Raw genomic sequence first — 12,495 nt, 5'->3', positions numbered from 1 at the left:
GGCGCAATCTATGGGTTAACGTGGACGCGCGAGAAGCTTGAAACGTTTCATGTTAGGCAAGGAGGCCGGCACGATGACAGGCACCCGCAGGCTCCGGTCCGCGATCACCCTCGTGCTGGCGGCGGTACTGGCGGTGACGCTGTCCGCCCCCGCCGAAGCACGCGCGTTCACCACGACCGTCACCAACTTCGACGCGCAGGGAAACCAGGTCGTCCGGTTCGACACGCGAGGTGACGCGGTCGACGCGCACGACGGCGAGATCGCCCTCTTCGGCGGCACGTACTACCTCTACGGCACCAGCTACGACTGCGGTTTCGCCTGGCAGGCGACGAGTTCGCCGTTCTGCGGGTTCAAGGTCTACACCTCGCCCGACCTCGTGCACTGGACCGACCGGGGCTGGCTCTTCGACGCCACCGGCGTCTGGCAGACCCGCTGCAACGGCGCCACCTACGGCTGCTTCCGGCCGCACGTCGGCTACGACGCGGCCACCCGCAAGTACGTGCTCTGGGTCAACGTCTACGACAACAGCGTCGGCTTCCGGGTCCTCACCAGCGCGAACCCGGCCGGCCCGTTCACCGAAGCCCCGGTGCCGACGCTCGCGGTGAACAACAACGCGCCGGCGGGCGGGGTCAACAACGGCGACCACGACGTCTTCGTCGACACCGACGGCACCGCGTACCTCTCCTACACCGACTGGCGAACCAATGGTGACATCGTCGTGGAGCGCCTCGCCGCGAACTACCTGACCGGCACCGGCGCCTACGCGCGGCTCGGCCAGAGCCAGACCGAAGCGCCCGCCCTGTTCAAGCGGAACGGCGTCTACTACCTGACCTACTCCGACCCGAACTGCGGCTACTGCGCGGGCACCGGCACGTCGTACCGGACGGCGGCGAGCCCGCTGGGGCCGTGGTCGGCGCCGGTGAAGATCAGCCAGGACTCGTGCGGCGGGCAGCCGGCGTTCGTCTCGGCGCTCCCGACGACGTCGGGCACCGCCTACGTCTACGCCAGTGACCTCTGGAACAACGGGCAGCGCAACGAAGCCCTCGCCAACTACTACTGGGCGCCGCTCGAGTTCACCGCCACGGGCGCGATCGCCCCGATGACCTGCCGGAACTCCTTCTCGCTGGACCTCGCCACCGGCTCGGCCGGGCACCAGGACCCGCCGCCCGGCGTGGACCAGGCCGACGGCGTCACCGGCTTCCGGACCTACTGCGACGTCGGCGCCGGCGTCGCCCGGTTCCAGACGTTCGTCCCGAGCCGCGGCGGCACGCTGTCCGCCGTCTCGTACACGAGCTTCCAGGCCGGAAACCCCGGCGCGGGCCTCGAAATCGGCGTCTACGCCGCGACGGAGGGGTTCCAGCCGACCGGCGCCGCGCTGAGCACGGCCGTCGTGCCGGCGACGTCGATCGGGTGGTCCCCGCGCGCGGTCACGGTGACGCCGGGCATCGCCGTGACGGCCGGGAAACGCTACGGGCTGCTGGTCCGCTCGGCGACCACCACCGGCTGCTACGGCTTGGAGTACAACGACTCCAGCCCCTACCCGGGCGGCGGCGAGGCCTACAGCAACGACCACGGCGTGACGTTCCGCGCGGAGCCGGGCCGGTCGCTGAAGTTCTCCACCAGCGTCGGCTGAGCGTGAGAGGGCACGGCGGGAGAACGATGATCGCCTATGCTCGGGGACGACCACGCTGCCGGTCCCGCACAGGAGAGAACCGCATGCCGATCCACGACCTCGTCTTCCGGGGACGGCGCCTCACCAGCGACAACGCGCTGGTGATGGCGATCGTCAACCGGACCCCGGACTCGTTCTACGACAACGGGGTGACGTTCGAGGAGGAGCGGGCGCAGGCGGCGATCGGCCGGGTGCTCGACGACGGCGCCGCCGTGATCGACATCGGCGGCGTGCCGGCCAGCCCGGGCCCCGAGGTCACCGTCAAGGAGGAGATCGCCCGGGTCGTGCCGACCGTGGCGTGGGCCCGCGAGCACTTCCCGGACGTCGTGATCAGCGTCGACACCTACCGCGCCGAGGTCGCCGACGCCGTCTGCCGCGCCGGCGCGGACCTGATCAACGACAACTGGGCCGCCTACGACGCCGAGATCCTGGACGTCGCCGCGGAGCACGGCGCGGGCTACATCTGCGCCCACACCGACGGTCTCGACCCGCGCACCGACCCGGTGAAGCCGGTCTACGACGACGTCGTCGCCTCGGTGATCGCCGACACGACCGCACTCGCCGAGCGCGCGGTCGAGCGCGGCGTCCCACGCGAGGGCATCATGATCGACCCCTGCATCGACTTCTCGAAGAACACCCACCAGTCGCTGGCCGTGCTGCGCAACGTCGACAAGCTCGTGGCCACCGGGTGGCCGGTGCTGATGGCGCTGTCCAACAAGGGCGTCGTCGGCGAGACGCTCGACGTCGGCATGGACGACCGGGTCACCGGGACGCTGGCCGCCACCGCGCTCGCGGCCGCGCACGGCGCCGCGATGTTCCGGGCGCACCAGGTCCGCGAGACGCGGCACGTGGTCGAGATGATCGCGAGCATCGTCGGCACCCGGCCGCCGAAGAACGCGGTGCGGTGGCTGTGAAACTCCAGCAGATCTGGCCGCCGGAGAGCGTCCGCGAAATCGGGCGGGACGACCTCGAAGCCCTCTACCGCTTCCCCGACGTCGCGAAGTGGCTGGTCGTCAACTTCGTGTCGAGCACGGACGGCGCGATCACCGTCGCCGGCCGCTCGCGCCCGCTGTCGACCGAGCCCGACCGGGTCGTGTTCAAGCTGGGCAGCGACCTCGCCGACGTCGTCCTGCTCGGCGCCGGGACCGCGGTGGTCGAGGAGTTCGACGGCGTCCACCCGGACGAGGAGACCGCGGACCGCCGCCGGCGTCACGGCCTCGAGCCGGTCCCGCCGATCGCCGTCGTCACCACCGGCCGCAGCTTGCCGCCCGACGCGCCCGTGATCACCGGCGCCGCCGTGCCGACCATCGTCATCACCAGCGAGCGGACGCCGGAGGACCAGCGTGACGCCTGGGTCGCGGCGGGGGCCGACGTGATCGTCGCGGGGGAGGAGCACGTCGCGGTCGACCTCGCCGTCGCCGCCCTGACCGAGCGTGGTCTCCGCCGGATCGACTGCGAAGGCGGGCCCCGGCTGTTCGCGTCGCTGGCCGAGGCGGGCCTGGTCGACGAGTTCCGGCTGACGGTCGCGCCGTTCCTGGTGGCCGGAACGGCCGACCGGGCCGCCGTCGGCGGCGCCTTCGACCCGCTGAAGCTGGATCTCGGCACCGTGCTCACCGACGGGTCGAGTCTCCTGACGCGCTACCTGGTGCCGTAAGGCCGGTCCGCGTGCCCGCGACCTCGCGGACGGCTCCGGCGACCGCGCCGAAGTCCTTGCGCAGGATCGCGCCGTGGTTGCTGGTGACCTTCGCGCTCACCTCGATGTGCGGGTTGCGGGCGACGGCGGCGTCGAGGCCGGCCCGGATCCGCTCCTGCTCGTCGCCGCGGCTGCCCAGCGACGTCCCCGAGGCGACCACGAACCGCGTCGGGACCGTGATCGCGTCGAGCACCGGGCCCAGCTCGCGTTCGCGGGAGAGCACGCCGACCTCGATGTTGCTCTCGGCCTGCTGCTCGGCGCTCATCCGCGGGGCCAGGCCGGTGGGGCGCAGCAGCGGCAGGAACCAGCTCATCCGCTTGAACAGCTTGCGGATCCGCTGCTCCATGGCGTCGTCGAGCCAGTCGTACGGGAAGGCGCCGTCGACCAGGACCGCGCCGATCGCCCGTTCCGGGTTCCGCGCGGCCCAGTGCGCGCCGACCAGCGCGCCGTAGGACCAGCCGACCACCATTGCCCGGTCCACGCCTCGCGCCGCGAGCACGGCGTCGACGTCCCGGACGGCGACCTCGAAGGAGTAGTCGCCCGAGCGCTTCGACTTGCCGCGCGCCCGCTCGTCGTAGGTGATGTGCCGGAAGCCGGCACCGAGCTCGGCGACGACCCGGCGCCAGTAGCCCTGGGTGGCGAACTGGCCGTTGAGGTAGACCACGGGGATGCCGGGACCGCCGGTGTCGGTGACCGCCAGGGCCGTGTCGTCGATCGCCACCATGCCGGACCAGGTCGTGCTGTTCGTTGTCATGAGGCGACTGTCTGCGGCTCGCCTGACACGGCCCTGACGCCGTCCTGACATGCCGATCAGACCGCTGTCCCTCCGGTGACCGGCAGCACCACACCCGTGACGAAGGCGACTTGATGTCGGATCGGTCCGGTGGTGGACCGACGCAAGGTGGGAGGCAGGGGCTCATCCGCGAGCTGCTGCGCGAGAGCCCCGAGCCGACGCCGGCACCCCTGCCCACGACGCCCTGCGGCTGCTCGCGGTGGTCGGTCTCCAGCAGCTGGGCTAGATGCGGGTGGCGATCAGCTGACGCAGCTCGCCCTCGCCGAGCCCGCCCCAGATGCCGTGCGTCTCCCGCACCGCGACGGCGTGGTCGAGGCACTGCAGGCGCACCGGGCAGCTCGCGCAGATCTGCTTGGCGAGGTCTTCGCGGCGCTTGCGCGCCATCCCGCGTTCGTTGTCACTGTGGAAGAACACACCGGCGTCCATCCCCCGGCACGCCCCGCGCATCTGCCAATCCCAGTTCTCGCTGACGACCACCGGAAGCCGGGACACTTCGGACACCGGGACCACATCCCCTCGAATTTCGGGCCGCGAACCGGCCACCAAGCGGCGGTTACCCGGTATCCGCGCTGATCACCCACGCCACCACGAAGATCACCCACGTGTGGTACGCCACGGCCGGCCTCGACGGTTAAGCGAAGGGTTATTCGCTCGTTGCCCTGCGTGTCCCCCGGGGGGACCATCCGATCACCTGATCGACGGCGGAAGCGGGTACGCGGCATGCGGATCGAGTCCGACGGGCACAGCCGGGGCAACCCGCGGCTGTACGAACTCGTCGAGAACGCGCCGAAGGAAGGGCCGGGCCCGACCGTCTGGGCGTGGCCCCAGCTGATCGGGTTCCTCAAGGTGGCCGGGCAGCCCGTCGCGGGGCCGTGGCCGCCGCACCAGCGGCCGCGGCCGGAGCCCGAGGAGGACACCCTGCCGGTCGCCGTCCCGGACGAGGACTGAGGACGGAGGACTGACGCCCATGTACCCGACCCGGTTCTCCTACGAGGCCCCGCGCGAGCTCGACGAGGCGCTCGGCCTGCTGCGCGAGCACGGCGACGAGGCGAAGGTCCTCGCCGGCGGGCAGAGCCTGGTGCCGCTGATGAAGCTCCGCTTCGCCGCGCCCGCGCTGCTCGTCGACATCAACAACCTCCCGGGGCTCGACCACCACGAGGTCGACGACGCCGGGAACCTGCACGTCGGCGCGCTCTGCCGGCACGTGACGCTGGAACGGTCGGACCTGCTGCGCGACACCCAGCCGACCATGGCCGCCGCGGCGCCGCTCATCGCCGACCCGATCGTCCGCAACCGCGGCACGCTCGTCGGGTCGCTGTGCCACGCCGACCCGCAGGGCGACTGGGCGTCGGTGGTGCTGGCCCTCGACGGCTCGATCGTCGCGGCCGGGCCGGGCGGACGGCGGAGCATCCCGGCGCGCGAGTTCGTGCTCGGCCCGTTCCAGAACGCCCTGGCCCCGGACGAGATCGCCGTCGAGGCCGTCATCCCCGCGCCGCGCGGGACGCCGTCGGGTGGCTACCTCAAGCTGGAACGCCGGGTCGGCGACTTCGCGACGGTCGGCGTCGCGGTCGCCGTCGACACCACCCCCGACGGCCGGGTCGGCCGGGCCGGGATCGCGCTCACCGGCGTCGGCGGCGCCACCATCGACTGCGCCGACGCGGCCGCGGCGCTCGTCGGCGGACCGCTGACCGCCGAGACGATCGAAGAGGCGGCGACGCTCGCCGCGGCGGCCGCCCGGCCGAAGTCCGACCACCGCGGCAGCGCCGCGTACAAGCGGCACATGGTGCACACCTTCGTGGTGCGCGCACTGGAAGGGACCACCCGATGAGCCTCGTGCACGAAGTCCGCGACGAACCGGCCGCGGGCGTGCCCGAACGCCGGATCACGGTGACCGTGAACGGCCGCCGCAGGGTCATCGAGTGCGAGCCGCGGCTGCTGCTGTCGCACCTGCTGCGGCAGGGGCTGCGCCTCACCGGCACGCACATGGGCTGCGACACGACCAGCTGCGGCGCCTGCACCGTGCTCGTCGACGGCACGCCGGTGAAGTCCTGCACGATGCTCGCCGTGCAGGCCGACGGTCACGAGGTGACCACCGTCGAAGGCCTGGCGACGGCCAGCGAGCTGCACCCGGTGCAGGAGGGCTTCCGCGAGGAGCACGGCCTGCAGTGCGGGTTCTGCACGCCCGGCATGATGCTCGCCGCGAAAGCGTTGCTGGACCGCGAACCCGATCCGTCCGAAGAGGACGTCCGCTGGGCCCTGTCGGGCAACCTCTGCCGGTGCACCGGGTACCAGAACATCGTCAAGTCGGTGCTCTGGGCCGCCGCGAAACTGCGGAAGGAAGACCAGTGACGAAGGCACTCGACGAGGTCGGGATCGGCGGCATCGGCGCGAGCCGCAAGCGCGTCGAGGACAGCCGGTTCATCCGCGGCCAGGGCCGCTACACCGACGACATCGTGCTGCCGGGCATGCTGCACATGGAGATCCTGCGCAGCCCGATGGCGCACGCGCGGATCAAGTCGATCGACACCAGCAGGGCGTGGGAGATCCCCGGCGTCCACCTCGTGCTCACCGGCGAGATGGCCGCGACGCGCAACCTCGCGTGGATGCCGACGCTGTCGTACGACACCCAGGCCGTGCTGGCCACCGACAAGGTCCGGTTCCAGGGCCAGGAGGTCGCCTGCGTCGTCGCCGACGACCCGTACATCGCCAAGGACGCCTGCGACGCGATCGACGTCGAGTACGAGCCGCTGCCGGTGGTCGTGAACCCGGAGCAGGCGCTCGCCGAGGACGCGCCGGTGATCCGCGACGACAAGGCCGGCCAGGACGGCAACGTCGTCTACCACTGGGAAGTGGGGGACAAGACCGGCACCGACCGCGCGTTCGCGAGCGCGGACCGGATCTCCAAGCTGCGCCTGCACTACCCGCGCTCGCACCCGTCGCCGATCGAGTGCTGCGCGTCGGTCGCCGACTACGACCGCGCGACGCAGAAGCTGACCGTCTACATGACCACGCAGGCGCCGCACATCGTCCGCGCCGCCGTCGCGATGATCGCCGAGCTGCCCGAGCACATGATCCGGATCGTGTCGCCGGACATCGGCGGCGGCTTCGGCAACAAGGTGCCGGTGTACCCCGGGTACGTCTGCTCGATCCTGTGCTCGATCCTGCTGGAACGCCCCGTCAAGTGGATCGAGGACAAGTCCGGCAACCTCATCTCCACCGGGTTCGCCCGCGACATGTACCTCGACAGCGAACTGGCGCTGCGCGAGGACGGGAAGATCCTCGGCGTCCGCATCCACGCCGACGCCGACCACGGCGCGTTCTTCGCCGACGCCCAGCCGAGCAAGTTCAAGATCGGCCTGCTGCACTCGGCGTTCGCCTGTTACGACATCCCGGCCGCGCACCTCACCGCGCGCGGCGTCTACACGAACAAGGCGCCCGGCGGCGTCGCCTACCGGTGCTCGTTCCGCGTCACCGAGGCGATGTTCTTCCAGGAACGCATGGTGCACCAGGCCGCGAAGGACCTCGGCATCGACCCGGCGGAGTTCCGGCGCCGCAACTTCGTGCGCGCGGACCAGTTCCCGTACCGGACGCCGTTCGGCTTCCTCGTCGACTCCGGCCAGCCGGAGAAGTGCCTCGACGTCGGCCTGAAGGCGATCGGCTACGAGGACTTCCTGAAGCGGAAGGAAGAAGCGCGCAAACGCGGCCGCCTGCTGGGCATCGGCATCTCGACGATGACCGAGCCGCTGGGCGCCGGCAACAGCCGCGAGTACGACATCCTCGGCATCAAGATGTTCGACTCCGCCGAGCTGCGGGTGCACCTCACCGGCAAGGCGCTGCTGCGCGTCGGGACGAAGAGCCAGGGCCAGGGCCACGAGACGACGTGGGCGCAGATCGTCAGCCACGAGCTAGGCATCCCGGCCGAGGACGTCACGGTCGAGGAGGGCGACACCGACACCGCGCCGTTCGGGATGGGGACCTACGCCTCGCGCAGCACGCCGGTCGGCGGCGCGGCGATCTCGATGGTGTCGCGCAAGATCCGGGCCAAGGCGCGGAAACTCGCGGCGCACCTGCTCGAAGTGTCCGAAGAGGACGTCGAGTGGGAGCTGGGCCGGTTCTACGTCCGCGGCGTGCCCGACCGCGGCGTCACCATCCAGGAGTGCGCGATGGCGGCGTACTCGAACATGCCCGACGGGATGGAACCGGGGCTGGAGAACCACGCCTACTACGACCCGCCCAACCTGACCTGGCCGTTCGCCGTCTACATCGCGACCGTCGAGGTCGACCCGGAGAGCGGCGTGTGGGACGTGCTGAACCTCGTCGCGGTCGACGACTGCGGCGTCCGCATCAACCCGATGATCGTCGAGGGGCAGATCATGGGGGGTCTCACCGAGGCGTACGCGATGTCGAACATGCAGTTCATCACCTTCGACGAGGAAGGCAACTGCGTCGGCTCGAACTACATGGACTACCTGCTCCCGACCGCGTGGGAGACGCCGGGGTTCGAGCTGCACAGCGAGGTCGTCACGCCGTCACCGCACCACCCGATCGGCGCCAAGGGCATCGGCGAGTGCGCGGCGGTCGGCGGGCCGGCGGCGTTCGTCAACGCCGTCATGGACGCGCTCGACGGCACCGGCGTCCGCAACATCGACATGCCGCTGCTGCCGGACCGCGTGTGGCAGGCGCTGCGGACCGGCCGGGACGTCTCGGGCGTGCCGCCGGTCCGGACGGACGACTGATGGACGGCTGGGACGTCCTGGCGGAAGCGGGCGACCGGGCCCGCCGTGGCGAGGCGTTCGCGCTCGCGACGGTCGTGTGGCGCGAAGGCCCGTCGTCGGGCAAGGAGGGCTGCCGCGCGATCGTCACCGAGGACGGCGAGCTGCACGGCTGGATCGGCGGCGCCTGCGCCGAACCCGTGGTGCTGCGGGAGGCCCGGCAGGCGCTGGCCGAGGGCACCCCGCGGCTGCTGTTGCTCGGCACGCCGGACCGGTTCGGGTCGGTGCCCGACGGGATGACCGTCGTGCCGATCTCGTGCCAGAGCGAAGGCGCGCTGGAGATCTACGTCGAGCCGGTCGTCCCGGCCCCGCACCTCGTGGTGGCCGGCCGCTCGCCGCTGGCGCACACGCTGGTCGCGCTGGCGACGGCGCTGGGCTGGCGGGCGGAGCTGAGCGAAGACTTGGCTTCGGTGACCGAACGGTCCTACGTGGTCGTCGCGACCCAGGGCCACAACGACGAGGAGACGCTGGAACGCGCGCTGACGCGGAACCCGGCGTACGTCGGGCTGGTGGGTTCGCGCAAGCGGGGCGAGGCGGTGCTCGGCTACCTCGCCGACCGCGGGGTGCCCGCCGACCGGCTCGCCCGCGTCCAGGTGCCCGCCGGCGTCGACCTCGGCGCGGTCGAGCACCGGGAGATCGCGGTCGCCGTGCTCGCCGAACTGGTCCGGCTGCGCGCGGCGGCGCGTCCGGTGCGGGTCGTCGAGCGCGTCGCCGAGGAGGCCGTGGACCCGGTGTGCGGGATGACCGTGGCCCGGCGCGACCCGGTCGAGTGCGACGGTGTCGCGTACTACTTCTGCTGCGCCGGGTGCCGCGACGCGTTCCGCCGTGACCCGGCCGCGTACGCGAAGAAGGAGAGCCGATGCTGATCGAGAACGAGTTCGCGGTCGGGCAGCCGATCGACAAGGTCTGGCGGTTCTTCGACGACGTCCCGAAGGTGGCCGCGTGCCTGCCCGGCGCCGAGCTGACCGAGGACCTGGGCGACGAGGCGTACGAGGGCCGCGTGAGTGTCCGCATGGGCCCGGTGGCGCTGAAGTTCGGCGGCACGGCGAAGATCGCTTCCCGGGATGACGCCGCGAAGTGCATCGTGGTCGACGCGGCGGGCGCCGACGAGAAGGGCCGCGGCCAGGCGAGCATGACCGTCACCGCCCGGCTGACGTCGGCCGGCGGCGTGACACGCGTGCACGTCACCCAGGACCTGCAGGTCTCCGGCGCGGCGGCGCAGTACGGGCGCGGCATGATCGCCGACGTCACTTCCGTGCTGATGCGCGACTTCGCGGCCAACCTGCAGCGCGGCATCGACCGCGCCGAACGCGGCGAAGAAGTCGCCGGCGCGGCCCCGGCGCGCGGGTTCAGCATCGGCCTGCAGGCGACGCTCATGGCGTTGAGACGCGTGTTCCGCCGGTTCTTCCTGCCCTATCCGAGCTCGCCGGTCTGAGGAGGAGACATGGTCCTGTGGTGGATCGGCAACGCCGTGCTGCTGCTCGTCGTGCTGCCGGTGGTGATCGCGCTGCTGAACCGCGTCCTCGCCGCGTGCGAACGGATCCGCGCGGCCACCGACGCGATCCTCGTGGGCGGCGTCGAGCTGGCCGGGCGGCTGGAGCCGGTGCCGGCGGCGCTCGCCCAGACCGGCCGGACCATCGGCGAAGTCGCCGTCGGCGCCACCCGGTACGCGGGCAGCGTCGCGAAACTGCTGGGCTGAAAGGAGTTCCGTGATGCCGGTCGTCGCCTGGTGCACGTTGGCCATCGCCGCGCTGATCATCCTGTTCGCCGCGGTCGGGCTGCTGCGGGTGATCCTCCACTTGCGACACGTCCGCGACACGCTCCGCGCCGTCACCGGCGGCGTGCGGGTGGTCGCCGACCGGACCGCGCCGGTGCCGGGCGCGCTCGCCTCGGTCAACGCGAACCTCAAGCCCGTCCGCGACTTCTGCGAGTCGGTGTGAGCACCGGCTGGGTGGTGGGGTTCGCGATCGGGATCGTGGTCGTGCTGGTCGTCGTCGCGCTGGTGGTGCCGATCCTGCTGCTGGCGAGGTCGATCGGGCGCGAGGCCCCGCTGATCGACGGCGCCCTGCGCGACGCTGTCCGCAACACGGCGCCGCTCGCGGAGCTGAGCACGACCATCGAGCACGCCGAAGTGATCGTCGCCGGGCTGCGCCGCGGCCGGACCAGGCTGGGAGGCTGACATGACGTCGTGGTGGGTGGCGGTGATCGCCGGTTTCGTGGTGGTGCTCGCGGTGGCGGCGCTGCTGAGTGTGCTGATCGTGCTGGTCCGGGTGATCGACCGCCGGGTGGTGGCGGTGCGGGACACCCTGGCCGCGGCCGCGGCGAACACGGCGTCGACGTCGTTGCTCCCGCAGACGGCGTCGCGAGTGGACGCCGTGCTCGCGGAAGGCCTGGAGCACCACCTGTTCCTGGGGAGGGCCCGGACATGACGCTGCTGGTCGTCTTGACGGTGCTGGACATCGTGCTGCTGATCGCGGGCCTGGCGTGCTACCTGTGGTGGGTGGGGTCCTTGCTGGCCCGGATCGCGACGAACCTGGAGGAGTGCGCGGGGACGGTACGCACGATCAACGGCCACGCGGCCCTGATCGTCCCGGGCGTCACGCACATAAACCGGACTGGGGCCGTGGTGGCGGGCGCGCTGCCGCTGCTGTACGGAATGGCGGAGGACATCGTCCGGGCCGCCCCGGAGCCGGCCGCCGCAGTGGCCCGTCCGGCATCGGGCACCCGCCGCTCGCGCCTGCACGACGCCGTCGGCTTCGCACCGCGTTGAGCCGTTTCGCCCCTTTCGCGCGGGACGCGCTGGTAGCGTCCGGGCGATGCGAGTGTGGTGGTGCGGCCTGGTGCTGACGGCGGGAGTGGTCCTCGCCGCGTGCACGGGGGGCCGGTCCGGGAGCGGTCAGGTGGTGCAACAGCCGACGACAACGGTTCCGTCCACAACGGAATCGACGGTGACTCAGTCTGTCTCCACGACAACGCCTCCGGTGACCACGACGACGGCCCCGGACGACCGGACAACCCGAGCCCACACGACAACGGTGACCCCGAGAAAGACGACCACACACCGCCGAACGACCACCCGCCGGCGGCCGGGCTAGCGCTCGCCGAGCGTGTCCGGTCGCGACCGGACACGCTCGGAGCGATCCTCAGTCCGTGTCGGCTGCCTCTTCGGCGTCCCCTTCGCCGCCGTCCTCGACGGCTTCCACCTTGTCCGGCGTGGCGTCGGCGATGCCGGTGTGTTCCGCCTGCTCGGCGGCCTCCTTGGCTTCCTTGATGCTTTCCCGGACCTCGGCGAGCTGTGCTTCGCCTGCGGGCTGATCGGTCACGGCGACTCCTCGATCGACAACATCACTCAACGGCCCCTGAGCTGCGGTTTCGCCAGCCCCAGCGCGGCGCAGACGATCAGGACCACCGCCAGCACCGCCACGATGATCTCCAGGGCCGGCATCCGCGCGGCGGACGTCGACAGCGTGACGATGCTCGACACCAGCAACAGGACGCCGGCCGCCATGCTGAGCCAGCAGAGCGGCGTGGTCCGCGGGATGACGTGCCAGCGTGTGGCCATCGA

General features: G+C 71.6%; 18 protein-coding genes. 14 read left to right on the top strand and 4 right to left on the bottom strand.

Annotated elements, in window-relative coordinates:
• Nucleotides 1-73 precede the first annotated feature (73 nt).
• The 3 genes from OG439_RS18045 to OG439_RS18035 all read left to right on the top strand — a co-directional run bounded on the left by OG439_RS18045 (nt 74) and on the right by OG439_RS18035 (nt 3,326).
• Nucleotides 74-1,633: a family 43 glycosylhydrolase gene (locus tag OG439_RS18045; protein ID WP_326950512.1), complete on the top strand. Its 1,560-nt coding sequence runs from the start codon at nt 74-76 to the stop codon at nt 1,631-1,633.
• Nucleotides 1,634-1,716: 83 nt separating this feature from the next.
• Entirely contained in the window at nt 1,717-2,586 is an 870-nt protein-coding gene (folP, locus tag OG439_RS18040) for a dihydropteroate synthase (RefSeq protein WP_326950511.1), read from the top strand.
• On the top strand, nt 2,583-3,326 hold the full coding sequence (locus OG439_RS18035; protein ID WP_326951567.1) for a pyrimidine reductase family protein: 744 nt from the start codon (nt 2,583-2,585) through the stop codon (nt 3,324-3,326). The genes folP and OG439_RS18035 overlap by 4 nt, the downstream gene beginning before the upstream one ends.
• On the opposite strand, the gene OG439_RS18030 is transcribed toward OG439_RS18035, so the two are convergent.
• Entirely contained in the window at nt 3,283-4,119 is an 837-nt protein-coding gene (locus OG439_RS18030; protein WP_326950510.1) for an alpha/beta fold hydrolase, read from the bottom strand. The genes OG439_RS18035 and OG439_RS18030 overlap by 44 nt on opposite strands.
• A 261-nt stretch (nt 4,120-4,380) precedes the next feature.
• Complete coding sequence (locus OG439_RS18025; RefSeq protein ID WP_247052696.1) at nt 4,381-4,659, bottom strand: WhiB family transcriptional regulator; 279 nt, start codon at nt 4,657-4,659, stop codon at nt 4,381-4,383.
• A gap of 219 nt (nt 4,660-4,878) precedes the next feature.
• Between OG439_RS18025 and OG439_RS18020 the strand changes: the two genes are divergently transcribed.
• From OG439_RS18020 to OG439_RS17970, 11 genes are read left to right on the top strand one after another with little or no spacing between them, the layout of a single operon-like run.
• Nucleotides 4,879-5,106 carry a hypothetical protein gene (locus OG439_RS18020; RefSeq protein ID WP_326950509.1) on the top strand — a complete coding sequence of 76 codons (228 nt, stop codon included), beginning with the start codon at nt 4,879-4,881 and terminating at the stop codon, nt 5,104-5,106.
• A 19-nt stretch (nt 5,107-5,125) separates the two neighbouring features.
• Nucleotides 5,126-5,986 carry an FAD binding domain-containing protein gene (locus tag OG439_RS18015; RefSeq protein WP_326950508.1) on the top strand — a complete coding sequence of 287 codons (861 nt, stop codon included), beginning with the start codon at nt 5,126-5,128 and terminating at the stop codon, nt 5,984-5,986.
• A complete protein-coding gene (locus OG439_RS18010) occupies nt 5,983-6,507 on the top strand; it encodes a (2Fe-2S)-binding protein (RefSeq protein WP_326950507.1) in 525 nt (174 codons plus the stop codon). The genes OG439_RS18015 and OG439_RS18010 overlap by 4 nt, the downstream gene beginning before the upstream one ends.
• Nucleotides 6,504-8,894, top strand: a complete 2,391-nt coding sequence (locus tag OG439_RS18005; protein ID WP_326950506.1) for an aerobic carbon-monoxide dehydrogenase large subunit — start codon at nt 6,504-6,506, stop codon at nt 8,892-8,894. The genes OG439_RS18010 and OG439_RS18005 overlap by 4 nt, the downstream gene beginning before the upstream one ends.
• On the top strand, nt 8,894-9,796 hold the full coding sequence (locus OG439_RS18000) for an XdhC family protein (protein ID WP_326950505.1): 903 nt from the start codon (nt 8,894-8,896) through the stop codon (nt 9,794-9,796). The genes OG439_RS18005 and OG439_RS18000 overlap by 1 nt, the downstream gene beginning before the upstream one ends.
• Entirely contained in the window at nt 9,790-10,365 is a 576-nt protein-coding gene (locus tag OG439_RS17995) for an SRPBCC family protein (RefSeq protein WP_326950504.1), read from the top strand. Before OG439_RS18000 ends, OG439_RS17995 begins: the two co-directional genes overlap by 7 nt.
• A 9-nt stretch (nt 10,366-10,374) precedes the next feature.
• Complete coding sequence (locus OG439_RS17990) at nt 10,375-10,629, top strand: hypothetical protein (RefSeq protein WP_326950503.1); 255 nt, start codon at nt 10,375-10,377, stop codon at nt 10,627-10,629.
• Between the two features lie 13 nt (nt 10,630-10,642).
• Nucleotides 10,643-10,870 (top strand): hypothetical protein, encoded by a 228-nt coding sequence (locus OG439_RS17985; protein WP_326950502.1) that lies wholly within the window; start codon nt 10,643-10,645, stop codon nt 10,868-10,870.
• Nucleotides 10,867-11,109, top strand: a complete 243-nt coding sequence (locus tag OG439_RS17980) for a hypothetical protein (protein WP_326950501.1) — start codon at nt 10,867-10,869, stop codon at nt 11,107-11,109. Before OG439_RS17985 ends, OG439_RS17980 begins: the two co-directional genes overlap by 4 nt.
• A gap of 1 nt (nt 11,110) precedes the next feature.
• Nucleotides 11,111-11,359: a hypothetical protein gene (locus tag OG439_RS17975; RefSeq protein ID WP_326950500.1), complete on the top strand. Its 249-nt coding sequence runs from the start codon at nt 11,111-11,113 to the stop codon at nt 11,357-11,359.
• On the top strand, nt 11,356-11,700 hold the full coding sequence (locus OG439_RS17970) for a hypothetical protein (RefSeq protein WP_326950499.1): 345 nt from the start codon (nt 11,356-11,358) through the stop codon (nt 11,698-11,700). Before OG439_RS17975 ends, OG439_RS17970 begins: the two co-directional genes overlap by 4 nt.
• 373 nt (nt 11,701-12,073) lie before the next feature.
• On the opposite strand, the gene OG439_RS17965 is transcribed toward OG439_RS17970, so the two are convergent.
• Nucleotides 12,074-12,253: a hypothetical protein gene (locus OG439_RS17965; protein ID WP_247052670.1), complete on the bottom strand. Its 180-nt coding sequence runs from the start codon at nt 12,251-12,253 to the stop codon at nt 12,074-12,076.
• Between the two features lie 26 nt (nt 12,254-12,279).
• The gene (locus OG439_RS17960) at nt 12,280-12,492 is read right to left on the bottom strand and encodes a hypothetical protein (protein ID WP_247052668.1); all 213 of its coding nucleotides are present in this window, start codon (nt 12,490-12,492) and stop codon (nt 12,280-12,282) included.
• Between the last annotated feature and the right edge of the window lie 3 nt (nt 12,493-12,495).

Origin of the sequence: Amycolatopsis sp. NBC_01307, from assembly GCF_035975215.1 — a bacterium.
Taxonomy (GTDB): domain Bacteria; phylum Actinomycetota; class Actinomycetes; order Mycobacteriales; family Pseudonocardiaceae; genus Amycolatopsis.
The sequence above is the reverse complement of the archived record's forward strand: the minus strand, read 5'-3'. Positions and strand labels throughout refer to the sequence as shown.